The sequence below is a fragment of the Micromonospora sp. WMMA2032 genome (assembly GCF_002688545.1).
Lineage (GTDB): Bacteria > Actinomycetota > Actinomycetes > Mycobacteriales > Micromonosporaceae > Micromonospora > Micromonospora sediminicola.
Genome location: NZ_CP024052.1, coordinates 5,726,844 through 5,752,617, shown reverse-complemented (window position 1 = coordinate 5,752,617; position 25,774 = coordinate 5,726,844). Strand labels below are relative to the sequence as shown.

Annotated in this window: 19 protein-coding genes and 1 tRNA gene; 2 read left to right on the top strand and 18 right to left on the bottom strand. The window is 73.9% G+C overall.

Going from position 1 to position 25,774, the window contains the following annotated elements:
* Window positions 1-93 precede the first annotated feature (93 nt).
* The 3 genes from CO540_RS26735 to CO540_RS26725 form a co-directional block, all read right to left on the bottom strand.
* Entirely contained in the window at window positions 94-1,326 is a 1,233-nt protein-coding gene (locus tag CO540_RS26735) for an NAD(P)/FAD-dependent oxidoreductase (protein WP_099164075.1), read from the bottom strand.
* Entirely contained in the window at window positions 1,319-3,454 is a 2,136-nt protein-coding gene (locus CO540_RS26730; RefSeq protein WP_099164957.1) for an MMPL family transporter, read from the bottom strand. The genes CO540_RS26735 and CO540_RS26730 overlap by 8 nt, the downstream gene beginning before the upstream one ends.
* 169 nt (window positions 3,455-3,623) lie before the next feature.
* A tRNA-Asn gene (locus tag CO540_RS26725) sits at window positions 3,624-3,696 on the bottom strand.
* Between the two features lie 272 nt (window positions 3,697-3,968).
* Here CO540_RS26725 and CO540_RS26720 point away from each other — a divergent pair.
* Complete coding sequence (locus CO540_RS26720) at window positions 3,969-4,361, top strand: hypothetical protein (RefSeq protein ID WP_099164074.1); 393 nt, start codon at window positions 3,969-3,971, stop codon at window positions 4,359-4,361.
* 127 nt (window positions 4,362-4,488) lie between these two features.
* Complete coding sequence (locus tag CO540_RS26715; protein ID WP_099164073.1) at window positions 4,489-5,673, top strand: ROK family transcriptional regulator; 1,185 nt, start codon at window positions 4,489-4,491, stop codon at window positions 5,671-5,673.
* 106 nt (window positions 5,674-5,779) lie between these two features.
* On the opposite strand, the gene CO540_RS26710 is transcribed toward CO540_RS26715, so the two are convergent.
* The 15 genes from CO540_RS26710 to CO540_RS26640 all read right to left on the bottom strand — a co-directional run bounded on the left by CO540_RS26710 (window position 5,780) and on the right by CO540_RS26640 (window position 25,589).
* The gene (locus CO540_RS26710; RefSeq protein WP_099164072.1) at window positions 5,780-6,790 is read right to left on the bottom strand and encodes a sugar phosphate isomerase/epimerase; all 1,011 of its coding nucleotides are present in this window, start codon (window positions 6,788-6,790) and stop codon (window positions 5,780-5,782) included.
* 172 nt (window positions 6,791-6,962) lie between these two features.
* Window positions 6,963-9,071: a ThuA domain-containing protein gene (locus tag CO540_RS26705; protein ID WP_099164071.1), complete on the bottom strand. Its 2,109-nt coding sequence runs from the start codon at window positions 9,069-9,071 to the stop codon at window positions 6,963-6,965.
* Window positions 9,072-9,091: 20 nt separating this feature from the next.
* Window positions 9,092-11,929, bottom strand: coding sequence for an RICIN domain-containing protein (locus tag CO540_RS26700; protein WP_099164070.1), 2,838 nt, complete (start codon window positions 11,927-11,929; stop codon window positions 9,092-9,094).
* A 277-nt stretch (window positions 11,930-12,206) separates the two neighbouring features.
* Window positions 12,207-13,274, bottom strand: coding sequence for a polyprenyl synthetase family protein (locus CO540_RS26695; protein WP_099164069.1), 1,068 nt, complete (start codon window positions 13,272-13,274; stop codon window positions 12,207-12,209).
* Window positions 13,271-14,665 carry an alkaline phosphatase family protein gene (locus CO540_RS26690; protein ID WP_099164068.1) on the bottom strand — a complete coding sequence of 465 codons (1,395 nt, stop codon included), beginning with the start codon at window positions 14,663-14,665 and terminating at the stop codon, window positions 13,271-13,273. The genes CO540_RS26695 and CO540_RS26690 overlap by 4 nt, the downstream gene beginning before the upstream one ends.
* Window positions 14,662-15,849 (bottom strand): metabolite traffic protein EboE, encoded by a 1,188-nt coding sequence (gene eboE / locus CO540_RS26685; protein WP_099164067.1) that lies wholly within the window; start codon window positions 15,847-15,849, stop codon window positions 14,662-14,664. Before eboE ends, CO540_RS26690 begins: the two co-directional genes overlap by 4 nt.
* Window positions 15,849-16,700 carry a TatD family hydrolase gene (locus tag CO540_RS26680; RefSeq protein ID WP_091572289.1) on the bottom strand — a complete coding sequence of 284 codons (852 nt, stop codon included), beginning with the start codon at window positions 16,698-16,700 and terminating at the stop codon, window positions 15,849-15,851. Before CO540_RS26680 ends, eboE begins: the two co-directional genes overlap by 1 nt.
* Before the next feature lies 1 nt (window position 16,701).
* The gene (locus CO540_RS26675) at window positions 16,702-17,307 is read right to left on the bottom strand and encodes an EboA domain-containing protein (RefSeq protein ID WP_099164066.1); all 606 of its coding nucleotides are present in this window, start codon (window positions 17,305-17,307) and stop codon (window positions 16,702-16,704) included.
* A gap of 37 nt (window positions 17,308-17,344) precedes the next feature.
* Window positions 17,345-18,238 (bottom strand): sugar phosphate isomerase/epimerase, encoded by an 894-nt coding sequence (locus CO540_RS26670; protein WP_099164065.1) that lies wholly within the window; start codon window positions 18,236-18,238, stop codon window positions 17,345-17,347.
* Window positions 18,235-19,134: an SCO3242 family prenyltransferase gene (locus CO540_RS26665; protein WP_099164064.1), complete on the bottom strand. Its 900-nt coding sequence runs from the start codon at window positions 19,132-19,134 to the stop codon at window positions 18,235-18,237. The genes CO540_RS26670 and CO540_RS26665 overlap by 4 nt, the downstream gene beginning before the upstream one ends.
* Window positions 19,131-20,279: an inositol-3-phosphate synthase gene (locus tag CO540_RS26660; RefSeq protein ID WP_099164063.1), complete on the bottom strand. Its 1,149-nt coding sequence runs from the start codon at window positions 20,277-20,279 to the stop codon at window positions 19,131-19,133. Before CO540_RS26660 ends, CO540_RS26665 begins: the two co-directional genes overlap by 4 nt.
* Window positions 20,280-20,545: 266 nt before the next feature.
* Window positions 20,546-21,745 (bottom strand): Gfo/Idh/MocA family protein, encoded by a 1,200-nt coding sequence (locus CO540_RS26655; protein ID WP_091572268.1) that lies wholly within the window; start codon window positions 21,743-21,745, stop codon window positions 20,546-20,548.
* Window positions 21,746-21,765: 20 nt separating this feature from the next.
* Window positions 21,766-22,818: a substrate-binding domain-containing protein gene (locus CO540_RS26650; protein ID WP_091572263.1), complete on the bottom strand. Its 1,053-nt coding sequence runs from the start codon at window positions 22,816-22,818 to the stop codon at window positions 21,766-21,768.
* 90 nt (window positions 22,819-22,908) lie between these two features.
* On the bottom strand, window positions 22,909-23,997 hold the full coding sequence (locus CO540_RS26645; protein WP_099164062.1) for an ABC transporter permease: 1,089 nt from the start codon (window positions 23,995-23,997) through the stop codon (window positions 22,909-22,911).
* Window positions 23,994-25,589 (bottom strand): sugar ABC transporter ATP-binding protein, encoded by a 1,596-nt coding sequence (locus CO540_RS26640; protein ID WP_099164956.1) that lies wholly within the window; start codon window positions 25,587-25,589, stop codon window positions 23,994-23,996. Before CO540_RS26640 ends, CO540_RS26645 begins: the two co-directional genes overlap by 4 nt.
* Window positions 25,590-25,774: the final 185 nt, after the last annotated feature.

The following is a 25,774-nucleotide window of genomic DNA, read 5'->3' as shown; positions in this document are numbered from 1 at the left end:
ATCGATCTCCGGGCACCACCGCCCCGACGACGCCGCCGCCGCGACGCCCACGATGGGCAACGCGAGAATAACAGCGCGCAGCGACACGTCGGCTCAGCGCCGCAACTCCTCCAGCACCGCCCCGGCGGTACGCCACCCGCTGGCCAGCGCGCCCTGGATGGACGGGCTGTCCCGGTGATCGCCGGCCACGTAGAGCCCGTCGCCGAGCGCGACCGGTTTGCGCAGTCGGCCCTGCGGTGGCGGGGCGGCCGGCAGCGCGTCGGGCACCGTGACGGTGGTGAGGTGGGTCCAGTCCGCGGTGGAGCGGCCGTAGAGGCGTTCCAGCTCGGTCCGGATCACCCGCTCGGGCGGGGGCTGCGGGCCGACCACGGACGTGGCGACCAGGTGCTGGTTGGCCGGTGCGTAGGTGGGTGCGGCGTTGCTGAGCACCACCGTGTTGGCGATCATCTCCCGCCGGTCGCCGTCGAGCAGCAGGATCGGCTCGTCCAGCGGCGGGGTGTCGGCGCGGTGGTAGTAGGTGGTGTACGCGTGCATGCGTACCCGACTGATCGTGGGCAGCAGCGTGGTCGCCGCCGGCGGGTCGGCGGCGACCACGACGGCGCGGCAGGTGATCTGACCGGCCTCGGTGCGGACCCGGCCGGGCGCGACAGCGGTGACCGGGGTACGCAGCGCGATCAGCTCGGCGGGCAGCGGGGCGGCGACGGCGCGGGGCAGCGCGCCCATCCCGCGCGCGGGCAGCCCGATCCGGCCGCGGGCGAAGGACCGCAGGATGACCGCGAAGACGTGGCTGGAGGTGGCCAGCTCGCGGTCGAGCAGGACGCCGGAGAGGAACGGCCGGAGCAGCTCCTCGATGATCGCGTCGGAGAGGCCGGCCCGGCGCAGCGCCGTCTCGGTGCTGGTCTCGGGCGCGGAGAGCAGCCGCCCGACCGGGAGGCCGGCGCAACCGGCGGCGAGCGCGGCGAGGCGCAGCCGGTCGCGCAGCGAGCCGACGCCGGCGGTCAGCGCGCCGGGCGCGCCGGTCGGCTCGCGCAGCGGGTTGACCAGTCGCTCCAGCCGGTCGCCCCGGCGCACCAGCACCCCGGAGGTGAACCAGCCCAGGTCGAGCGTGTCCAGGTCGACGAGGCCGCCGAGCCGGGGGTAGGCGGTGTTGAGCACCTGGAACCCCCGGTCCAGCAGGAACCCGTCGACCTCGTCGGTGGCCACCCGACCGCCGAGCCGGTCGGCGCTCTCCAGCAGCCGCCAGGGCACGCCGGCGCGGTGCAGCCGGCGGGCGGCGGCGAGGCCGGCCAGGCCGCCGCCGACGATCACCACGTCGGTGTCAGGCACGGTCCACCCCCGCCCCGGCCCGGTCGCCCTCGCGGTGCGAGCGGGACAATCGGCTCGGCCACCAGACCTTCGGCCCGATGTCGTACGCGAGCGCGGGCACCAGCAGCGAGCGGACCACGATGGTGTCCAGCAGCACCCCGACGGCGACCGCCACGCCCAGTTCGACCAGCACCACCAGCGGGAGGACGGCGAGCGCGGAGAACGTGGCGGCGAGCACGATGCCGGCGGAGGTGATGACCCCGCCGGTGACCGCGAGGCCGGCCAGCACGCCGGCCCGGGTGCCACGCCGGACCGACTCCTCGCGGACCCGGCTCATCAGGAAGATGTTGTAGTCGATGCCGAGCGCGACCAGGAAGACGAACGCGAACAGCGGGAACGACTGGTCCACGCCGGGGAAGTCGAAGACGTACCGGAAGAGCAGGGCGCAGAGGCCGAGCGTGGCCAGGAACGACAGCACCACGGTGGCGATCAGCAGCACCGGGGCGACCAGGGCGCGCAGCAGCAGCGCCAGGATGACCGCGATGACGAGCAGCACCACCGGGATGATCACGTTGCGGTCCCGGACGGAGGCGTCGGCGGTGTCCACGTTGATCGCGGTGAAGCCGCCGACCACGGCGTCCGCGCCGGGCACCGCGTGGACCGCCTCGCGCAGGTCGCGGATGGTCTGTTCGGCGCCGTTGCTGTCCGGCGGGTCGGCGAGCGTGACGTTGAGCTGCACCCGCCCGTCGACGACCTTCGGGGGCGTGTTCTCCTCGGGCGGCGCGTTCTCGCCGCGCCGGCCGAGCGGCGCCACCGAGGCGACGCCCTTGACGCCCTGCGCCACCTGGGCGACCCGCTGGGCGGCGGCCTGCGCGGTGAAGACGGTGGCCGGGCTGCCGGTGCCGGCCGGGAAGTGCCTGTCGATCACCTCCTGGCCGGCCACCGAGTCGGTGCGCTGGGTGAACAGCTGGGACTGGCCGAGCGTGGTGGCGCCGAGTTGGGTCACCCCGATCGCGAGGGCGGCCAGCACCACGGCGGTGACGACCCAGACGGTACGCGCGCGGCGCGCCACGAAGCCGGCGATCCGCCCCCAGATGCCGTGCTCGGTGCGGGGGTCCGCGTCGTCGTGCCGGGGGCGCCGGGGCCAGAACGCCCACCGCCCGCCGAGCACCAGCAGGGCGGGCAGGAACGTGAGCATGACGAGCAGTGTCGCGGCGATGCCGACGGCACTGACCGGGCCGAGCGCCCGGTTGGAGTTCAGGCTGGACAGCAGCAGGCAGAGCAGGCTGACGATGACCGTGGCGCCGGAGGCGATGATGGCCGGGGCGGCGCCCTTCCAGGCGGCCTTCATGGCGTCCCAGGGGCGCTCGTGCCGGTGCAGCTCCTCGCGGTAGCGGGCGATCAGCAGCAGCGCGTAGTCGGTGCCGGCGCCGAAGACGAGCACGGTGAGGATGCCCTGCGCCTGCCCGTTGAGCTTGACCACGTCGTTGTCCGCCAGGACGTAGACGACGACGGCGGCCAGCGAGTACGACATCCCCGCGGCCAGCAACGGAAAGATCCAGAGCACCGGGCTGCGGTAGACGATCAGCAGGATGATCAGCACCACGACCAGGGTGACCAGCAGCAGCGGCCCGTCGATCGCGCTGAACACCTCGATCAGGTCGCCGAGCAGGCCGGCCGGGCCGGCCACGTCGACCGTGAGTCCGTCCCGGTCCGGGCCGGCGATGTTCCGCAGCTCGTCGACGACGGTGCGGATCTGTTCGCCCTCGGCGCTGTCGATGGGGACGATCACCTGGGCGGCCTGCTTGTCCTGGCTGACGATCGGTGGTGGCAGCGGACCGATGACGCCCGGCACCTGGGCGAAGCGCGCCGCGTCGGCCTGGATCCGCTGCTGGTCGGCGGGGGTGATGCCGCTGGTGCGCTCGTAGACCACCAGTGCCGGCGTGCTCTCCCGGTCGACGAATCCGGCGGCCAGGTCCTGCGCCCGGGTGGCCTCGGCGTCGGCGGGGAGGAAGGAGGCGTTGTCGTTGGTGGCGACCTCGCCGAGCTTTCCGGAGTAGGGGCCGGCGATGCCACCGACCACCAGCCAGCCGAGCACCACCGCAACCGCGACCAGCGTCGCGGTCCAGCGGCTGCGTCCTGCGGCCATCTCCACCACCCTCGAATCGACGCATCAATCGACGCAGCGGGAGTCTAAGTCGACAGCGACCATCCTGCCGGCCGAGCTGTCGCGCGCGGGCGGAAATCAGGCGGCTGCCCGGGCCTGGAAACGGAGAACGCCCGTCGGCCTGGGCCGACGGGCGTGACGTGGAGCGAAGCTCCCCCGATTGGACTCGAACCAATAACCTGCCGGTTAACAGCCGGCTGCTCTGCCAATTGAGCTACAGGGGACCGTGCACCGCCCGACCCGGATCTCTCCGCGCCGTGCGACGGGGACAAGAGTACAGGACATCCGCCGGTAGTGCGCCAGGGGGTTACCGGACCCGACCGGACCGGTGGACCGAGGGCGGATTACGGGACAAATCGCCATCTCGACACAGGGAGGTATGAGCGCGGAGCAGGATGGGTAGTTAAGGCACCGACAGAGGATGTAGGCGCGAGTGGGTCGCTTCCGCCGGGTATCGGCGGGGATCGGCAGAGCGTCAGGTACGAAAGGAGCCGCCATGCGCGGAAAGATCATGTTCCTTGGCGGGCTGGCTGCGGGCTTCGTCCTGGGCGCCCGTGCCGGCCGGGAGAAGTACGAGGAGCTGGTGGTCCGCGGGCGCAAGGTGCTCGACCACCCGACCGTCCAGGAGGCGGCCGGCGTCGCGCAGGCCCAGGCCACCCGGCTCTACTCGGAGGGCAAGGACAAGCTGGGACAGACCAAGATCGGCGAGAAGCTCGCCACCGGCAACGGTGGCAAGCAGGGGCTCTCCGACGCCGACAAGCCGTTCGCCGGCACGCCGGCCGCCGTCGGCAGCCGGAGCAGCGCCAACGGCACGGGCTCGACCAGCGCCACCGGCTCGACCACGACCGGCACGAGCACCAAGCCGTCCAGCACCGGCAACACGCTCTGACGCACGCGGACAGCGGGCCGGCCACCTTCGGGTGACCGGCCCGCTCCCGTGTGCCCGGACGCCACCTCCTCACGCGTCACGCCGCCGTGACGCGGGTGTGGCACATTCTTCGTGGGGAGGTGATCACATGCCGATGGTCGGACCGGAGACGGCGGAGCAGGCGCGGCTGCTGCGCCTGCTGCGCGACGACGGCCCGCGGTCACGGGTCGAGCTGGTCGACGTGCTGGGGCTGCCCCGGGCACGGTTCGCCGCCGAGGTCGACCGGCTGACCGAGCTGGGCCTGGTGGAGACCGCCGGCCCGGCGGCGTCCCGCGGTGGCCGTCGCTCGTCGCTGCTGCGGGTCGGCGCGCAGGTGCGCTTCGGCGCGGTGCTCGTCGGCGACGGCCGGCTGCGGGTCGCCCTCACCGACGGCGAGCTGAACCTGCTGGCCCGGCACGACGAGCCGGTCGACGTCCGGGTCGGCCCCGAGGCGGTGGTCGGCCGGGCGGTCGAGCTGCTCGGCAAGCTGCGGGCCGAGGCCGGGCTGGCCCGGCTGACCGGGGTCGGGGTCGCGCTGCCCGCGCCGGTCGCCGTCCGCGACGGCAGCCCCGTCTCCCCACCCGCCCTGCCGGGCTGGCACCGCTTCCCGGTACGCGACACGCTCGCCGCCGAGCTGGGCTGCCCGGTGCACGTCGACAACGACGCCAACGCGATGGCCCTGGGCGAGCGGCACGCCGGCACCGGCCGACCGTTCGACGACTTCCTCTACGTCAAGCTCGGCGACGCCGTCGGCTGCGGGCTGGTGCTCGGCGGGACGCTCCACCGGGGCGCGGCCAGCGGGGCCGGCGACATCGGGCACCTCCAGCTCACCGAGGACGGACCGCTCTGCGGGTGCGGCAACACCGGTTGCGTCGAGGCGTACTGCGGGGACGCCGCCCTGGTGCGCGAGGCGGTGACGGCCGTGCGGGCGGGGCGCTCGACGGCGCTGGCGGACCGGCTCGCGGAGGCCGGCACGCTGACGGTGGCCGACGTGGCCGCGGCGGCGACCGAGGGCGACGCGGCGGCGCAGACGCTGGTCCGCGACGCCGCCCGTCGCCTCGGGCAGGTGCTGGTCGGGCTGGTGAGTTTCGTCAACCCGGCCATCGTGATCATCGGAGGGGCGCCGCCCGGCATCGGGCCGGTCCTGCTGGCCGAGATCCGGGGCGTGGTCTACCGGCGCTCCACCCCGCTGGCCACCGGCAGCATGCCGATCGTCCTGTCCGACCTGGACGAGCGGGCCGCCCTGATCGGCGCGGCCCGCCTGGTCAGCGACCAGACCTTCGCCGCCCGCTGACCCACCTCCCACCCCCCGCCGCCGATCTTGCAGTTACGGCCCCCGAGATGCCGGATACACCCCGTTTCTGGGGGGCCACAACTGCAAGATCGCGGAAAGCGGGGGGTTAGTCGCGGGTGCTGCTGAAGGCGGCGTCGAAGGCGGCGGAGGGGGCGTCGAAGGCGAGGCGGCGGACGAACTGGAGCGCCTCCGGCGCGCCGACCAGGCGGTCCATGCCGGCGTCCTCCCACTCGATCGAGATCGGGCCGTCGTAGCCGATCGCGTTCAACGCCCGGAAGCAGTCCTCCCACGGCACGTCGCCGTGCCCGGTGGAGACGAAGTCCCAGCCGCGCCGCAGGTCGGCCCAGGGCAGGTGGGAGGAGAGCCGGCCGCGCCGGCCGTCCCCGGTGCGGACCTTCGCGTCCTTGCAGTCCACGTGATAGATCCGGTCGGCGAAGTCGAAGATGAAGTTCACCGGGTCCAGCTCCTGCCAGACGAAGTGCGACGGGTCCCAGTTCAGGCCGAACGCCGGCCGGTGGCCGATCGCCTCCAACGTGCGCTTGGTGGTCCAGTAGTCGTAGGCGATCTCGCTGGGGTGCACCTCGTGCGCGAACCGCACCCCCACCTCGTCGAAGACGTCCAGGATCGGGTTCCACCGGTCGGCGAAGTCCTGGTAGCCGCGCTCGATCATGGCCGGCGGCACCGGCGGGAACATGGCCAGGGTGTGCCAGATCGACGAGCCGGTGAAGCCCACGACGGTCCGTACGCCGAGCTTCGCCGCCGCCCGCGCGGTGTCCTTCATCTCCTCGGCGGCCCGGCGGCGTACGCCCTCCGGCTCGCCGTCGCCCCAGATCCGGGCCGGCAGGATGTCCTGGTGCCGCTCGTCGATCGGGTGGTCGCAGACGGCCTGCCCGACCAGGTGGTTGGAGATGGTGAAGACCTGGAGGTTGTGCTTGGCCAGCGTGGCCCGCTTGCGCTCGACGTACGAGTCGTCGGCGAGCGCCCTGTCGACCTCGAAGTGGTCGCCCCAACAGGCGATCTCCAGGCCGTCGTAGCCCCACTCGGAGGCGAGTCGGCAGACCTCGTCGAACGGAAGATCGGCCCACTGGCCGGTGAAGAGCGTGATGGGTCGCGCCATTGTCCTTCTCCCCTGTCGTGATGGGGGATTCCGTTGCGGACCGGGGCGAGGCGACCGGAGGCGGCGGCCCGAGGGCACCGGTGGACGCGTTAGCGTCTGCGAACCCGCGGGTTGCGCCTCCCGCCGGGCCACCGGCCACCTCACGGCCGCCGTCCCCACTCTATGGCCTACCTCACGGCAGGGTCCAGCGTTGGTTGGCGGCGCCGGTGCAGGTCCACAGGTGCACCGGCGTGCTGTCGGCCGAGTTGTTGCCGGACACGTCCAGGCACTTGCCCGACTGCGGGTTACGCACCGTCCCGTCGGCCTGCGCCGACCAGTTCTGCGCGCCCGTGCCGTTGCACGTCCACAACTGGATCTTCGTGCCGTCCGCGCTGCCGCCACCGGACACGTCCAGGCACTTGCCGTACGCCTTGACCGTCGAGTTCGGCGTCACGGTCCACGACTGCGCGGCCGTGCCGTTGCACGTGTAGAGCTGGATCTGCGTGCCGTCCGCGGTGGCCGCGCCCCGCACGTCCAGGCACTTGCCGGCCAGGCCCTTCACCGGGCCGACGCCGCCGGTGCCGGTCGAGCGGACCAGCGTGAAGTCGTCGACGTCGAACAGCCCGGACCCGCTGCCGGTGAACGTCAGGTAGACCGTCTGCGTGCCCGACGGCACCCCGCTCAACGCCGTGGAGACGTCGGCGAAGGTGGTCCAGCCGCCGGTGTTCGGCACCGCCACCTGGCCGAGCACCGGGCCGGTGGGCGAGCCGGTGCGCACCTGAATGGTGCCGCCCGGACCGCCGGAGACCACCCGGGCGCGCAGCGACGTCACCCCGGTCAGGTCCAGGCCCTGGTACGCGGCCCAGTCGCCCGGGTCGACGTACCCGAGGGTCTGCCCGCCGTTGGCGCCGGCCTTGGTGAACGCGCTGACGCCGCTGGCCGCGCTGAACGACTCGGCCTGCACGGTGGTGCTGCCGCTGGGCGGCGGGGTACCGCCCAGCTCCTTGATCCGGATGTTGCGGAACGACACGTCGTCACCGGTGCCGTGGTTCTGGATGCCGACGTGCCCGGCGAGCGACCGGACCGGGTCGGTGTTGGTGAAGTCGTTGATCCGGACGCCGTTGAGGAAGACCTGGAGGCGCTCGCCCTCGACCAGGATCTCGTAGGTGTTCCACTCCCCCGCCGGGTTGAGCGCCGCGTCCCGGGCCGCCAGGTCGGCGGACTTGAACCCGTAGATCGCGCCGGTGGTCCGGTCGGCCGCGTCGGTGGGGTCGATCTGCACCTCGTAGCCGTTGTTCACGGCCGAGTTCGGGTCGCTCGACGGCGGGAAGCCGACGAAGATCCCGGAGTTGTCGTCGCCGGCCACCCGCCAGTCCAGCTTGAGCGAGTAGTTGGTGAACTGCTTCGCGCTGTACCAGTAGAGCCCCATACCGCCGACCGAGGTGAGCGTGGCGTCGGTGTTGGTGAAGCTGCCCGGCCCGGCCTGGGACCAGCCGGTGGTGCCGCCGTTGTAGAGCGCGGTGTAGCCGGTCTCCGGCCGGCAGTCGGCCTTCGTGCGCCCGGCGGCGTAGCGGATGCCGCCGAGCAGGTGGGCCCGGAACGCCGGCTCGGCGTAGGACGCCTGGGTGTGCCCGCCGCCGGTGTAGAAGGACCGGCCGCCGCTGTAGGGCTTGCACCAGGCGTGCGGGTGGTCCCCGCCCATCGAGCCACCGGAGTACGAGGACTCGTCGAGGCTGGCCAGCACGTGCGCGGTGGACCGCGCGTTGGTGCGGTAGTCGTACCACTCGTCGGTGCGGTTCCACTGCTGCGGCAGGTGCGCGGTGGCGGCGTGCGCCCGGTCCTCCACCCTGACGGTGGCCGGCTGGATCGCCGGGTGGGACGCGAACCAGGCGCCGACCAGGTTGCCGTAGAACGGCCAGTCGTACTCGGTGTCGGCGGCGGAGTGCACGCCGACGTATCCACCGCCGCCGGAGATGTACGCCTCGAACGCGGCCTGCTGGGTCGCGTTGAGCACGTCCCCGGTGGTGTTGAGGAAGATCACCGCCTCGAAGCGGGCCAGGTTGGCGGTGGTGAACTGGGCGGCGTCCTCGGTCGCGGTGACGGTGAAGTTGTTCGCCGCGCCGAGGTCGCGGACGGTCTGTGTGCCGACCGCGATGGAGTCGTGCCGGAAGCCGGCGGTCTTGGAGAAGACCAGCACGTCGTAGGGGGCGTCGGCGGCGCTCGCCGGGGCGGCGGGGGCCGTGCAGGCGATGGTGGCGAGCACGGCGGTCACCGCCCCCAGCGCGGTGCGGAGGAGTCTCATCGGCGTTCTCCTTCCATTCCTCAGGGTAGGGTCCAGCGCTGGTTGGCGGCAGCGGTGCAGGTCCACAGGTGCACCGGCGTGCTGTCGGCCGAGTTGTTGCCGGACACGTCCAGGCACTTGCCCGACTGCGGGTTACGCACCGTCCCGTCGGCCTGCGCCGACCAGTTCTGCGCGCCCGTGCCGTTGCACGTCCACAACTGGATCTTCGTGCCGTCCGCGCTGCCGCCACCGGACACGTCCAGGCACTTGCCGTACGCCTTGACCGTCGAGTTCGGCGTCACGGTCCACGACTGCGCGGCCGTGCCGTTGCAGGTGTAGAGCTGGATCTGGGTGCCGTCGGCGGTGGCGGCGTTACGGACGTCGAGGCACTTGCCGGCCAGGCCCGTCACCGGGCCGGTGCGGACGGCCGAGGTGGCGAACGTGAACGCGTCCAGGTCGTAGAGCGCCCCGGCGCCGCCGGCGAACGTCAGGTAGAGCGTGGTGGTGCCGGCCGGCGGGTTGGTGATGGTGCCGGTGACGGTGGTGAACGAGTCCCAGGCGCCCGTGACCGGGACGGTGGCCGAGCCGAGCACGGTGCCGGTGGCCGAGCCGGCGCGCACCTGGAGCGTGCCGCCCGCGCCGGCCGAGGAGACCCGGGCGGTGAACCCGGTGGCGTCGGCGAGCAGGTACGGCTGGAACGCGATCCAGTCGCCGTTGTGGATGTCGCCGACGGTCTTGCCGCCCTCGGCGGTGCCCTTGTCGAACGTGTTGATCCCGGACGCGGTCTTGAAGTGCTCGGCCTGCCGGTGCCGGGGCTGGAGCGTGTGCTGGGTGTGGGTGGTGAGGCCGCCGGAGTCGGTGTACTCGGCGTCGAAGATGGCGAAGATGTTCGCCGCGTCGTCGTGCTCGCCGTCGACCGGGATGGCGATCGAGCCGGTGCAGCCGGTCGCCGAGGTGATCTGATGGCCGTGCTGGTCGTGGCCGAGCACGTAGGTCATCTTGACCTTGGTGCAGTCGATGGTGGCGTCCTCCGGGTCGGTGACGGTGATCCGGAACGGCACCGTGTCGCCGAAGGAGAAGAGCTTGCCGTTGCCGGGCGTCTCGATGACCACCGTCGGCGCGGTGTTGCCCACGGTGATCGTCACGCTGGCGGTGCCGGTGGCGCCCTGCGGGTCGCGGACGGTCAGCGTGGCGGTGTAGCGCCCGTTCGCGGTGTAGGTGTGCGACGGGTTGGCCGCGGTCGAGGTGCCGCCGTCACCGAACGTCCAGGCGTACGTCAGCGCGCCGCCCTCCGGGTCGGACGAGCCGGCCGAGGAGAACGCCACGGCCAGCGGGGCGGCGCCGGAGGTCCGGTCGGCGGCGGCCCGGGCCACCGGGGCGCGGTTGGCCCCGCCGAGGTAGTCGAAGCGGTACAGCGCCGAGTTGGCGTCGCCGTTGAAGTAGCCGGTGCCGTAGTCGAGCACGTAGTAGGAGCCGTCCGGGCCGAACGCGGAGTCCATCACCTGCTTGCCGGTCCACGGGAACGCGTCGATGGTGCCGGGTGAGCCGTCGGCGTTGAGGTGGATCGGCTTGATCCAGCCCCGGCCGAACTCGGTGGCGAAGAACTGCCCGTCGAAGGACTGCGGGAACTTGGTGGTGGACGGGTTGGCCGCGTCGTACCGGTAGACCGGGCCGCCCATCGGCGACTCGGAGCCGCCGCCGAACTCGGGCGGGCTGCCGGCGTCACCGGCGTAGCGGATCCAGGCCGGCTTCGCGGCCGGCAGCGTGGTGAGGCCGGTGTTGCGGAACGAGTTGTTCGTCGGGCCGCCGGTGCAGGCGAACTTCGCACCGGCGGTGCCGGTGGCGAAGTCCCACTCGGCGTACGTCTCGGCGGCGGTGTTGGTACCGGTGCAGTACGGCCAGCCGTAGTTGCCCGGGCCGGTGACCCGGTCGAACTCGACCTGCCCGGACGGGCCGCGCGCCGAGGTGGTGCCGGCGTCCGGGCCGTAGTCGCCGACGTAGACGATGCCGGTGGACTTGTCGACGCTCATCCGGAACGGGTTGCGGAAGCCCATCGCGTAGATCTCCGGTCGGGTCTTCGCGGTGCCGGGCGCGAAGAGGTTGCCGCTCGGGATCGAGTAGGTGCCGTTGGCGTTCACCTTGATCCGCAGGATCTTGCCGCGCAGGTCGTTGGTGTTGCCGGCGCTGCGCTGCGCGTCGTACCCGGGGTTGCGGTTGGTGCGCTCGTCGATCGGGGCGTAGCCGGCGGAGTCGAACGGGTTGGTGTCGTCGCCGGTGGACAGATAGAGGTTGCCGGCGGCGTCGAAGTCGATGTCGCCGCCGACGTGGCAGCACAGCCCCCGGTCGGCCGGCACGTCGAGCACGTCGACCTTGCTGGCCTGGTTGAGCGTGAAGTCGGCGTTGAGCGTGAACCGCGAGAGCCGGTTGACGCCCTGCCAGGCGGAGAAGTCGGTGCCGGTGGCCGGCGCGTCCCCGGCCGGGGTGGACAGCGGCGGCGCGTAGTAGAGGTAGATGTGCCGGTTGGTGGTGAAGCCGGGGTCGACGCCGACGCCCTGCAACCCCTCCTCGTCGTGGGTGTACACGGGCAGGGTGCCGATGACCGTGGTGGCGCCGGCCGCGTCGGTGCGGCGCAGCGTGCCGTTGCGGGCGGTGTGCAGCACCGACCGGTCGGGCAGCACCGCGAGGGACATCGGCTCGCCGGTCTCGGCGACACCTCGGGCGAGTTCGACCTGCTGGAAGTCGCTCGCCGGGATGGGGTGGGCGGACGCCGGGACGGGCGCCGCGGCCAGGGTGACCGCGCCGGCGGCCGCCGCGAGCAGCAGCGCCGATCCGGCGGCGAGTCGTCGTCGGGCTGGGGGGTGGTGGGGGTGGCTGGACATGCTGTGCTGTCCCTTCCTGACGCGCGCAGCCAGGACCGGGCGCGCGTCGCGCCGGATGCCGGGTGGGGGGATGCTGCGCCGGCCCGTCGGGTGCGGTTACGGCGGGCCGTGACCTCCGACGGGGCCGGTGGTCACCTCGACGAGGCGGGGCGGTGCGGGCGTTCACCTCGACGAAACAGCTCTGTGCTGCGCACGACATTAAGGGCTTTCGATTGGCCTGTCCATAGCTTCTGCTGGTTCCGGAAACACTTTTGTCGGGACGCGTCAAAAGTTGGCGTCACTGGCGACGGTCCACGGCCCGGTACGCGAGCGCGGTCAGGGCCCGCCGCGCCGGCTCGTCCAGCGGCAACCCGTCCAGCGCGGCCAGCGCCTCGTCCGCCCGGACCCGGATCATCCGCTCCACCGCGTCGCGCGCCCCGCACGCCTCGACGACGGCCCGCACCTCGGCGGCCCCGGCCCGACCCAGGCCCGGATCCCCGACCAGCTTCCGCAGCCGGGCCGCGCCGGTCGGGTCGGCCGCCGCCCGGGCCAGCGCCATCAGGACGGTGGGCTTGCCCTCCCGCAGGTCGTCCAGGTCGGACTTGCCGGTCACCGCCGGGTCACCGAAGACGCCGAGCAGGTCGTCGCGGAGCTGGAACGCGTCGCCGAGCGGATCGCCGAAGCCGGCCAGCGCGGCCACCTCCCCCGGGCCCGCCCCGGCCAGCGCGGCGCCGACCTGCACCGGCCGGGTGACGGTGTAACGGGCCGTCTTCAGCCGCACCACCGCCAGCGCGCTCGCCACCGAGCCGTCCCCGGCCGCCGCGGTCACGTCCAGGTACTCCCCCGCGATCACCTCGGTCCGCATCCGGGACAGCACGGCGTGACCCCGACGCAGCCGCTCGGCCGGCAGCCCGCAGCCGTGGAACATCTGGGCCGACCAGGTCGCGCAGAGGTCACCGCAGAGCAGCGCCGCCTGCCGGCCGTACGCCGCCGGGTCGCCCCGCCACCCGGAGCGGGCGTGCAGATCGGCGAAGTGCCGGTGCACCGTCGGCTCGCCCCGGCGGCGGTCGCTGCGGTCCAGGATGTCGTCGTGGATCAGCGCGAACGCGTGGAACAGCTCCAGCGCCGCCGCGGCGACCACGATCGGCCGGCCGTCCGGACCGCCGAAGCCCCGCCAGCCCCAGTAGCAGAACAACGGCCGCAGCCGCTTGCCCCCGGCCAGCACGAACCGGCGTATCTCGGCGTGGACGGCCCCCGTCCCGTCGTCCGGCCGACCCGGCCCACGCGCGTCCAGGAACGCGGCGAGCGCGGCGTCGAAGCGACCCCGCAGCAGGGCCGGTTCGGTCGGTACGACGGTGACGGTCATGGCGCCTCCCGGGCCAGTCCGGCGAGCTGGAGCAGCAACGCCTTGACGTCGGTCGCCGCGACCCGGGCCCGGGTCGCGGCCGGGTCGGAGCAGAGCAGCACCGGACCGTCCGCCGGGTCGGCGGGCAGCCGGCCGTGCGAGCCGCGCACCGCCCGCGCCCCGGCGTCCAGCCCCACCACGCTCATCAGGTAGCGCAGGCCGAGCTTCTTGCGGGCCAGCGCCACCGCCGCCCGCCGTTTCGCGGCGGCCGGAGCGGCCGGGTCGAAGAACAGCTCGGCCGGGTCGTAGCCGGGCTTGCGGTGGATCTCGACCAGCCGGGCGAAGTCGGGCGCCCGGGCGTCGTCCAACCAGTAGTAGTACGTGAACCAGGAATCCGGCTCGGCCACCAGCACCAGCTCGCCGGAGCGCTGGTGGTCCAGCCCGTGGCCGGCCTGCCCGGCGGCGTCCAGCACCTCGGCGACGCCCGGCAGCGCGGCGCAGCGCTTCGCCACCGCCGGCACGTCCGCCGGGTCCCGCACGTAGACGTGCGCCACCTGGTGGTCGGCCACCGCGAACGCCCGCGACGTCCACGGGTCCAGGTACTCCATCCCGGCCTGGGTGTACACCCGCAGCAGGCCCTCGGACCGCAGCATCCGGTTGACGTCCACCGGGCGGGAGACGTCGGTGATGCCGTACTCGGAGAGCGCGACGATCGTCGCGTCCCGCCCCCGGGCCGCGTCCAGCAGCGGGCCGAGCACCGCGTCCAGCTCGGCCGCCGAGGCGGCGGCCCGGGGGTCGGAGGGCCCGAACCGTTGCAGGTCGTAGTCGAGGTGCGGCAGGTAGACCAGGGTCAGGTCGGGGGCGTGGTCGGCCAGGATGCGCTGCGCCGCCCGGCTGATCCACGCCGACGACGGCAGCCCGGCGCCCGGCCCCCAGTAGCTGAACAGCGGAAACGTGCCGAGCGCGTCGGTCAGCGTGTCCCGCAGCTCGGGCGGGTCGGTCCAGCAGTCCGGCTCCTTGCGTCCGTCGGCGTGGTAGACCGGGCGCGGCGTGACCGTCCAGTCCACGTCCGCGCCCATCGCGTACCACCAGCAGACGTTGGCGACGCGGTAGCCCGGCTCCACCCGGCGGGCCGCCTGCCACACCTTCTCACCGCCGACCAGCGCGTGGTGCTGCCGCCAGAGCAGCACCTCGCCGAGGTCGCGGAAGTACCAGCCGTTGCCCACCACGCCGTGCCCGGCGGGCAGCTCCCCGGTGAGGAACGTGGCCTGCGCCGAGCAGGTCACCGCCGGCAGCACGGTGCCCAGCTCGGCGGTGAACCCGGCCTCGGCCACCGCGCGCAGCCGGGGCATGTGGGCCAGCAGCCGGGGCGTCAGCCCGACCACGTCGAGCACCACCAGCCGGCGGCTCATGAGGGAACCCCGGCCGCCGTGGACAGCCCGAGCGCGACCAGTTCGTCGCGGGCGAAGGCCAGCTCGGCGGCGATGCCGGCGGCCAGCTCCGCGTCGCCGCGCGGCCGCCGCGCCTCCGGCAGCACCCCCCAGGTGTACGTCTCCACGTCGAGGTGGTCGCAGCCGGCGGCCGGGCCGGCGAGGAGCGCGGAGAGGGCGGACCGCAGCACCGGCACGGTGGAGCGCAGCGGCGGCTCGGGCGGGGCGTGCAGCGGCACGTGGTAGTGCACCCGCCACGCCCCGGGCAGCCGCGCGTCGAGCGCCGCGTCGAGGTCGTCGGCGGCCCACGCCGGGTCGGCCGGGTCGATGGCGCCGGCGCAGCCCGCCGCCCGGGTCTGGTGCAGGAACCTCGGCTCGACGAAGCGGCGCAGCGCGTCGGTGGAACCGGCCGGGTCGGCCGCCTCGACGGCGGCGGAGACCTGCACCTTGACCACCGGCAGCCCGGCGTCGCGCAGCCGGGCCAACGCGTCGACCGGCTCCTCCCAGGCGCACGCGAGGTGCGCCAGGTCCAGACAGATCCCGAGCCGGTCGGTATCCATGGCTGACAATACCGCGCGTGCCTGTCCCGTGGACTCCACCAGACAGCCCGGTTCCGGTTCGAAGCCGACCCGGACCACCCGGCCGGTGTCCCGCTGCACGGCGGCCAGCCCGGCGGCGAGCGCGTCCAGCCGGCGCCGGGCGGTGTCCGCCCGTTCGACGTCCCACGGGGTGCGCCAGGCCAGCGGCAGCGTCGACACCGAGCCCCGGGCCGCGTCGTCGGGCAGCAGGTCGGCCAGCACCCGGGCCAGGTCAAGGGTGTACGCCAGCCGCTGCGACGTGGTCCAGTCCGGGTGGTAGACCGCGCCCTTGACCACCGGGGCCTGGAACGCCGCGTACGGGAAGCCGTTGAGCGTGACCACCTCCAGCCCGCGTACGGTCAGCTCGTGGCGCAGCCGGCGGCGGGCCGCCGGGTCGGCGGCGAGCGCGGCGGCCACCGGCGCGGCCAGCCAGAGCCCCAGCCCGAGCAGGTCGGTGTCGAGCGTCCGGCGCACCGCCACCGCGTACGTGTCGAGCTGGGCGAGGACGCCCGGCAGGTCCTCGGCGGGGTGGACGTTCGTGCAGTAGCCGAGATGGACGGTGGTGCCGTCCGGGTGCCGCAGCCGCATCACTCGCCCCCGCGCAGGATCGAGTTGCCGGCGAAGGTGGGCGCCGGGGCGTCCAGGTCGGCGAGGTCGAGCCGCCCGGACTGGCCGTAGAACTCCACCGGGTTGCGCCACAGCACCCGGTCGACCTCGTCGTCGTCGAACCCGGCGGCCAGCATCGCCTCCCCGGTGGCCCGGGTGAGCAGCGGGTCGGAGCGCCCCCAGTCAGCGGCCGAGTTGACCAGCATCCGCTCGGTCCCGTACGCGCGCAGCAACTCGACCATCCGGGGCGGCGACATCTTGGTCTCCGGGTAGATGGAGAAGCCCAGCCAGCAGCCGGTGTCCCGGACCAGCTTCACGGTGACCTCGTTGAGGTGGTCGATCAGCACCCGCCCGGGTTCGATGCCCGACTCGGCGACCACGGCGAGGGTGCGCTCGACGCCGCGCGCCTTGTCCCGGTGCGGGGTGTGCACCAGCGCGGGCAGGTCGTGCCCGACGGCCAGCGCGAGCTGCCCGGCCAGCGCGGCGTCCTCGGCCGGGGTCATCGCGTCGTAGCCGATCTCGCCGACCGCGACCACGCCGTCCTTGTCCAGGTAGCGCGGCAGCACGTCGAGCACCGGGCGGCAGCGCGGGTCGTTGGCCTCCTTCGGGTTGAGCGCCACGGTGGCGTGGTGCCGGACGCCGAACTGCCCGGCCCGGAACGGTTCCCAGCCGATCAGCGAGTCGAAGTAGTCGACGAAGCTGTCCACGCTGGTGCGCGGCTGACCCAGCCAGAACGCCGGCTCGACCACCGCGCGCACGCCGGCGGCGGCCATCCGCTCGTAGTCGTCGGTGGTCCGCGACGTCATGTGGATGTGCGGGTCGAAGATGCGCATGTCACGCCTCCGTGGTGGTGATGGTCAGTCGGTGCAGCAGCTCGGTCGCGTCGGCGGGCATGGTCCGGCCGGCGGCGTGCCGCTCGGCGGCGAACGCGGCCAGCATCTGGGCCAGCTCGGCGTCGGCCCGGCCGGTCAGGTCGTCGACCACGGCCAGCGGCACCCCGGCGAACACGCACTTGAGCACCGCCTGCCGCCAGGCCGGCTGCTCCAGGTGCCGGGCGTAGGGGCCGAGCGCGGCGGCGACCAGCCGGGTGTCGTTGGTGCGGATCGCGTCGTGCAGCAGCGGCACGCACTCCGCCCCGATCGGCAGCAGCGGCAGCGCGCGCAGCACCCCGCGCCGCTCGGCGGCGTCGCCGTGCCGGTAGAGCGCCTCGGCCGCGGCGGCGTGGCCGGACGGCAGCGCGGTGAGCAGCAGCGCCCGGACCGTCTCGTCGACGGTCCAGCCGGGCGGATCGGGCACCGGCCCACGCCCGCACCGCCGGGCGGCGGCGGCGAAGAAGCGCGGGATCGTGGCGGGTTCGGTCGCGACGCGGCGCAGCGCCGCGTCCAGCCACTGCGGATCGGGTACGCCCCGCAGCGCGGCGCGCAGTCGGTCGGGTGTCATGCCGTCTCCCCTCTGCCGGGTGCTGGAAGGTGGTCGGTCACCGCCCCTCGCCGCGCCGGGCGGCGGCGCGCAGGAAGTCCAGCGAGCGGGCGGCGACGGTCGGGGCGGCGTGCGAGTGCCGGGGCAGCTCCACCGCCACCAGGCCGGGGTAGCCGGCGTCGGTCAGGGCACGCAGCACCGGCGGGAAGGCGATCTCCCCGGCACCGAACTCCAGGTGCTCGTGCACGCCCCGGCGCATGTCGTCGATCTGCACGTTGACCAGGTGGTCGGCGACCGCCGTCACGCACTCGGGCACCGGCCGCGGCTCCAGGCAGCGACAGTGTCCGATGTCGAGGGTGATGCCGAAGCCGGGCGGCGCGCCGAGCGCGTCGCGCAGCCACCACCAGTCGGCGATGTCCGCCACCAGCATCCCCGGCTCCGGTTCGAAGCCCAGCGGCACGCCGGCCGCCTCCGCCTCGGCGCAGACGGTGGCGCACCCGGCGACCAGGCGGTCCCGGGCGACGGGCGGCGGCACCTGCGGCGGGCGTACGCCGGCCCAGAAGGAGACCGCCTCGGCGCCCAGGTCCGCGCCGACCCGGACCGCCCGGCGCAGGAACTCCAGCCGGCGGGCGGGGTCGTCGTGAAGCAGCGTCGGGGCGTGCTTGTGCCGGGGGTCGAGCAGGTAGCGGGCCCCGGTCTCGACCACCACGGCCAACCCCAGGGCGTCGAGCCGGCGGCGCACGGCGGCCACCCGGCGGGCCAGCCCGGGGGCGAACGGGTCCAGGTGGTCGTGGTCCAGGGTGAGCGCGACGCCCTCGTACCCGAGGTCGGCCAGGACCGCGAGCGCGTCACCGAGGCGGTGGTTGGCGAAGCCGTTGGTGCCGTACCCGAAGCGCAGCCGGCCCGGCCCGGGCGGAGTCGCGGCGGTCGGTGCCGCCGGCGCGGCGGTCATGTCGGGGAGACGAGTCGGGCCAGGCGGCGACCGATCGGGGCGGCCCCGGCGACGGCGAGGCCGAGCAGCCGCGCGCCGGCCCGGGCGGTCAGCGCGCCCTGCAACGCGGGCAGCCCGGTGATGCCGGCGCCGACGGCGGCCCGCACCCGGGCCGGCGCCGGGTCGGCGAGCACCCGGGCCTGCGCCCGGCCGTACCCGACGGCGTAACCGGCCGCGAGCACGGCCGGCACCCGAAGGAAGGGCCCCCTCTTAACGCCTCCGGTAGAGGAGGGGGCCCCGCTTAACACGGTCGGCCGGCCTGGGGCGGCGACCGCGATGAGCGCGGTGCCGGCCAGGGTGAGCCCGGGCAACCGCCGGTCCGGCATCCCGGTCACCTCGCGGCGGGACAGCGCGGTGACGGTCCAGGTGTGCGCGGCGACGGTCAGCGCGGCCGGCAACGCCCGCGCCGCACGGCCGCCCGTCGCGCCGAGCAGCACGTCCAGGCCCCGACAGGCGGCCATCACCGCCGGACCGGCGGCGGTGTCCTTGGCCCGCAGGTCGTACCCCCAGATCGTGGCCGCGAGCGGGAACGCGACGGCCGCCGCCCGGCGGCCGCCGGCGGCGGTGGCGACGGCGAGGCCGGCGGCGGTGAGGCCGGCCGCGACGCCCCACGCGACGGCCGGGCGGACCCGGCCGGACGGGATCGGCCGCTCCGGGCGCTCGACCGCGTCCAGCCGCCGGTCCGCCCAGTCGTTGGCGGCCATCCCGGCCCAGTAGAGCAGCACCGACGCGCCGGCCAGCGCGGGCGTACGCCGGTCGAGCGCACCGGCCGCCGCGGCGCCGGCCACCACGTCCCCGGGCACCGAGAGCGCGGCCGGCGCCCGGACCAGCTCGACCAGGTCGGCCAGCCGGGTCACCGGGTCACCCCGGCGTGCAGACCGGCGACGAAGTCGCACAGCACCGCCCACTGCTCACCGAGCGCGTGGCCGGTGTCGCCGAGCGGGTCCTTGAAGAAGAACGCCAGCTCGGCCAGCGCGCCCCGGCGGCCGGCGGCGTGCGCGGCGGCGGTGAGCCGGGCCAGGTCGAGCACCAGCGGAGCGGCCAACGCGGAGTCGCAGCCGTGCCAGGTGAACTCCATCCGCATCCCGGTGCCGAGGAAGCCGGCGAACGTGACCAGGTCCCAGGCCGTCTTGAAGTCGCCCAGTTCCTCGACGTAGTCGATCCGGGTGCTGCCCTGCGGCAGGTAGCCGAGCGTCTCGGCGAGGACCCGTTGCTTGCTGCCCACCTTGGCGGCGTTGGCGGCGGGTTCGGCGAGCGTGGCGCCGTCGCCGCCGCCGAGCAGGTTCGTCCCGGACCAGGAACGCACCGCCAGGTGACGCATCGCGAACATCGGCGCCAGCACCGACTTGAGCAGCGTCTCGCCGGTCTTGCCGTCGTGCCCGGCGTACGGCAGTCCGCGCTCGTCGGCCAGCGCCACCAGGGCCGGCAGCCGGGCCCCGGTGGACGGGGTGAAGTCGACGTACGGGCACCCGGCGGTGAACGCCGCGTACGCGTAGCGGGAGCTGGCCGGCAGCACGTCGACCGAACCGGCCAGCGCGGCGCGCAGCGCGGTCGGGTCGTGGTGGGCCGGGTGCGGGGCGGGCGTCGGCTCGGTGGCGGCGACGTTGACCACCACCACCCGCTCCAGCTCGTGTCGGCGGCGGAAGTCGGTGAGGTCGCGGACCACGGCGGCGATCCGGTCGCCCGGGCCACCGTCGGTCGGCGCGGGGCGCAGCGCCGCCTCCACGGCGGCCAGCTCAGGCGCCACGGCGTCGGCCAGCCGGGCGGGCAGCACCCCGGCGGCGGCGAGCGCCTCGGCGCGTTTGGTGAGCGGGGTGGCGACCACGTCGTGGCCGCCGAAGACGAGGTCGGTGAAGCCCGGCAGCGCGGGTCCGCGCAGCTCGGGAAGCTCGGTGACGCAGCCGGTCGGCGCGGTCAGCCCGGCCCGCAGGGCGAGCGCCCCGACCACGCTGGTGGTCGCGACCGAGCCACGTGCTCCGACCAGCCAGACACCTGTACGCATCGCGCTACCTCCCCAGGTCGGTGCCGGTCCACCGGTGCGGCCGGGGAATCCCGGTCCGGCCGCACCGGAGGGCCGTGCTGGTCGTGCCGCCCGGAGGGCTTCCGGCGGCACGCTCCCCGGAGCCGGCCTCGTCCCCGCCGCGGGGCGCAACCGCGGCGGGCCCTCGCCGGCCGGCGCCGGAAGGCTGTCGGCGGCGCTGCCGCGCCGCGCGGGAGGTGTCCGGTCGGGCCCCCGCGTCTCCCGGCTGGGTGAGCGGGGGCCCGGCGTCACACCTCGGCCAGGGCGGGTGTCACCTCCGTCCACGCGGCCCGCTCGGCCGAGCGGGTGACCGCGTCGAGCACGAGCTGGACCTGCAACGCGTCGGCGAACGACGGAGCCGGGTCGGCGCCGGTGGCGACCGCCTCGACGAAGTCCCGCATCTGGTGGGTGAAGGAGTGCTCGTAGCCGATGATGTGGCCCGGCGGCCACCACGCCGACAGGTACGGGTGGTCCGCCTCGGTCACCAGGATCCGGCTGAAGCCCTGCTCGGCGGCGGGCCGGGTGGCGTCCAGGAACTCCAGCTCGTTGAGGCGTTCCAGGTCGAACACGACGCTGCCGCGCGAGCCGTTGATCTCGACCCGCAGGGCGTTCTTGCGGCCGGTGGCGAACCGGGTGGCCTCGTAGGTGGCGAGCGCGCCACCGTCGAGCCGGGCCACGAAGACCGCCGCGTCGTCCACCGTGACCTCGCCCGTCGCGCTGCCGTTGCCGTCGGCCCGCGCGGCCAGGCCGCTCGACCCGGCGACCAGGGGCCGCTGGCGGACGAACGTCTCGGTGATCGCGCTGACCCCGGTGATGAGCTGGCCGGTCACGTACTGGGTCAGGTCGATGATGTGCGCGCCGATGTCGCCGAGCGCACCGGAGCCCGCCCTGTCCTTCTGCAACCGCCAGACCAGCGGGAACTGCGGGTCGACGATCCAGTCCTGGAGGTAGACCGCCCGGACGTGCCGGATCTCGCCGAGCCGACCGTCGGCGACCAGCTGCCGCATCAGGGCGACCGCGGGTACGCGCCGGTAGTTGAAGCCGCACATGGCGCGTACCCCGGACTCCCGGGCCCGCTCGGCGGCGGCCGTCATCTCCCGGGCCTCGGCGACGGTGTTGGCCAGCGGCTTCTCGCACAGCACGTGCTTGCCCGCGGCCAACGCGGCCAGCGCGATCTCGCCGTGGCTGTCCCCCGGTGTGCAGATGTCGACCACGTCGATCTCGTCGGACTCGACGAGTCGCCGCCAGTCAGTGGTGTAGCCGTCCCAGCCGAGCCGGTCGGCGGCCTCGGCCACCTTCGGTTCGTCCCGGCCGCAGACGAGCGACATCCGCACCCGCGCCGGCAGGTCGAACACCCGGTTCACGGTGCGCCACGCCTGTGAGTGCGCGGCGCCCATGAACGCGTAGCCGACCATGCCGACCCGCAGGATCCTGTCGTGAGTGGACAAGGTGGGTCTCCCCCCGTGTGTCAGAACCCGAGCTTCAGGTAGTCGCCCGCGTTCTCCTTGGTGATCGTCTCGGAGGAGAGCACGATCTCCTTCGGTACCTGGAGTTCGACCAGGTCGGACATGCCCTTGCCCTGGCCGATCAAGCGGGCCAGGGAGATGGCCGAGGAGGCCATCGACGGGCTGTAGGTGACGGTGGCCTTGAGCACCGTGCTGTCGGCGGCGATGTCCTCCATGGCCTTCTTCGAGCCGGCGCCGCCGACCATGAAGAACTCCTTGCGGTTGGCCTGGTTGACCGCGGCGAGCACGCCGATGCCCTGGTCGTCGTCGTGGTTCCAGACCGCGTCGATCTTCGGCAGGGCCTGGAACAGGCCGGTGGCGGCCTGTTGGCCGGAGTCCACGGTGAACTCGGCCGGCCGCCGGTTGGCGACCTTCAGCCCGTAGGAGGCGAGCGTGTCGGCGAAGCCCTTGGAGCGTTCCTGGGTCAGCTCCAGCGACTCGATGCCGGGGATCTCACCGATCACCGGGTTGCTCACGCCCTTGGCCTTGAGCTGCTCGGCGATGTAGGTGGCGGCGGCCACCCCCATGCCGTAGTTGTCGCCCTTGATCTGGAGGCGGTAGGCCCGCGCGTCGGGGAAGGCCCGGTCCAGGTTGACCACCGGGATGCCGGCCTTCATCGCCTCCAGGCCGAACGCGTTGAGTTCCTTGCCGTCGTGCGGCAGCAGCACGATCACGTCCGGCTTCTGGGAGATCAGCGTGGACAGCGCGGCCCGCTGGGCCGCCGCGTCCGCGCCGGCCTCCACCGACTTCAGCTCCACGTCCGAGTACGCCCCGGCCTGCGCCTTGGCGTTGTTGGTGATGGCGGCGATCCAGCCGTGGTCGGCGGCCGGGGCGGAGAAGCCGATGGTCACCTTCTTGCCCGGCTCGGTGTTGCCACCGGTCGCGGCGGCCTTCGTCTGCGCCTCCGTCGGGGTCTGCTCGTTGCTGGTGCAGCCGGCGAGCAGCACCCCGGCGGAGACCGCGGCTCCGCCGAAGAGCAACCGGCGGCGGGACAGATCGTGGCGCGGTGTTCTCATGACGACCTCCTGGATGAGGTGGTGGGGTGTTTTCGGGTGCGGTGGGTCGGACCACCGTCGGGTCGACGGCGGCCGGCGTGCGCGGTGGGATCAGGTGGTGGTGGCCCGGTTGCGGGCGAGGAACTGGGTCAGGCTGCGGAACTGCACCTGCTGGACCAGGACGGCGGCGACGATGATGCCGCCCTTGACCATGTTCTGGGCCTCGGCGGAGAGGTTGTTGATGGCGAAGAGGTTCGTGATCGTGGAGAAGATGATCACCCCGAGCAGGGAGCCGATGATGGTGCCCCGCCCGCCGCTGAGCAGCGTGCCGCCGATGATCGCGGCGGCGATCGCGTCCAGCTCGTAGAGGTTTGCCATCGCCGCCTGGGCGGAGGTGGCCTGCGCGGTCAGCATGACCGCGGCGATGCCGCAGCAGAGGCCGGAGAGCGCGTAGAGGAGCACGGTGTGCCGGCGGACGTTGATGCCGGCGAGCCGGGCCGCCTCCGGGTTGCCGCCGACCGCCACCGTGCGGCGGCCGAACGTGGTCCGGTTCAGCAGCACCCAGCCGGCCGCGACCACCGCGACCAGGATGTAGACCAGCAGTGGGATGCCGAGCACCTTGGTGGTCGCGATGCCGTTGATGAACGAGCTGGTGGAGACCTGGGTCTGCTTGTCGGAGATCTCCGCGGCCAGGCCCCGCGCGGCCACCAGCATGGCCAGCGTGGCGATGAACGGCACCAGTCGTCCGTACGAGATGAGCAGCCCGTTGACCACGCCGACGGCCAACCCGACGGTCAGCGCGCTGAAGATCATGCCGCCGGCGCCGTAGCTCTGGGTCGCCACCGTGGTGCACCAGACCCCGGCCAGCGCCACGATCGCGCCGACCGACAGGTCGATGCCGCCGCCGATGATCACGAAGGTCATCCCGACGGTGACCACGCCGACCACCGAGGCGAGCTTGAGGATGGTGAGCGTGTTGCCCCACACCCAGTTCGGGTCGCCGTAGAGGTCGGGGCGGGTCAGGATGCCGATGACGACCAGCACCACCAGCGTGGCGAGCAGGCCGAGGTTGCGCTTCGCGCCCTCCCCGCCGTCGCCCCGCCACCAGGACAGGCGGGACGCCGCGTCGGCCTTGGCGGTCTCCGCCCGGTCCACCGGCGGCGACTGCGCGGGCAGCGCGGTATCAGTGACGTCACTCATGCCGGTGCGCCTTCCATGAGGGACCCCGCCATGACGAGGTCGAGCACGGTGTTCTCGTCGAGTTCGCCGGCCGGTGCCTCGCGGACCACCCGGCCCTCCCGCATGACCAGCACCCGGTCGGCCAGGCCGAGCACCTCGGGCACCTCGCTGGAGACCAGCAGCACCCCGACGCCCCGGGCGGCCAGGTCCCGGATGACCTGGTAGAGCTCGGCCCGGGCGCCGACGTCCACACCCCGGGTCGGCTCGTCGAGCAGCAGCAGCCGGGTCTCCCCGAGCAGCCACCGGCCGACCACGACCTTCTGCTGGTTGCCGCCGGAGAGGGTGCGCACCGGTCGGCGTACGTCCCGGGGCCGCAGCTCCAGCGATGCGGCGACCCGGTCCGCCTCGGCCCGCTCCCGCGCGGCGTCGGTGAAGCCGAGACGGGCGTACCGGCCGAAGGTGGCCAGCGTGACGTTGCGGTAGATCGGTTCGCCGAGCAGCAGCGCCTGGCTCTTGCGCTCCTCCGGCGCCATCCCCATGCCGGCCCGCACCGCCGCGCCGACGCTGCCCGGACGCAGCGCCCGGCCGTCGACCCGGACCGTCCCCGCCTGCGCCCGACGGGCCCCGAAGATGGTCTCCAGCAGCTCCGACCGGCCCGAGCCGACCAGCCCGGCGATCCCGACGATCTCCCCGGCGCGCACCCCGAGCGACACGTCGGCGAACTCGCCGTGCCGGGTCAGCCCGTCCACCCGGAGCAGTTCCGCGCCGGCGCCGTCGGCGGCCGGGCGCTGCGGGAAGACGTACTCGATGGTCCGCCCGGTCATCCGCGCGACCAGGTCGCGGGTCGGGGTCTCGCGGGCCGGCAGGCTCGCCGCCGTGGTCCGGCCGTCCTTGAGTACGGTGACCCGGTCGCCGATCTCGCGGATCTCCTCCATCCGGTGCGAGATGTAGATGACCGCGATGCCCTGCGCGGTGAGTTCCCGGATGATCCGGAACAGGTTGCCCACCTCGTCGTGGGCCAGCACCGCGCTCGGCTCGTCCATGATGATCAGTCGGGCCTCGTGGGAGAGCGCCCGGGCCATGCTGACGATCTGCTTGCCCGCCGCCGGCAGGTGCCGCACCAGCCGGCCGGGCGGGATCTCCGGGTGGCCGAGCCGGGCCAGGATCTGCCGGGTACGGCGGGCCATCAGCCCGCGCCGCACGAAGCCGGACCGGCGCGGCTCGTGGCCGAGGAACGCGTTCTCCGCCACCGACAGGTCGTCGACCAGGTCGAGTTCCTGGTAGATCGTGGCGATGCCGGCGCGCATAGCGGCCTGCGGGTTGGCGAACGTCGCCGGCTCGCCCCGCCACACCACCTCGCCGGAGTCCGGCCGGTGCACGCCGGCCAGCACCTTGATCAGGGTGGACTTGCCGGCGCCGTTCTGCCCGAGCAGGCAGTGCACCTCGCCGGCCCGCACCTCCAGCTGCACGCCGTCCAGCGCGCGTACGCCGGGGAACGTCTTGACCACGTCGGTGAGGCGCAGCACCACCTCGCCCGCGACGGCGTCGGCGGGCGCCTCGACCAGCGGCTCCTTCGTGCTCACCTCGGCCTCCTCGGACTCCTCGATGGTCATGCGGGGCTGGCTGGGCATGCCCTCACGGCCCTCGCTGCGCTCGGTGCGCTCGGTCATGCGGGGCTGGCCGGGCATGCCCTCACGGCCCTCGCTGCGCTCGGTGCGTTCGGTCATGCGGGGCTGACCGGGCACGCCCTCACGGCCCTCGCTGCGCTCGGTGCGCTCGGTCATGCGGGGCTGGCCGG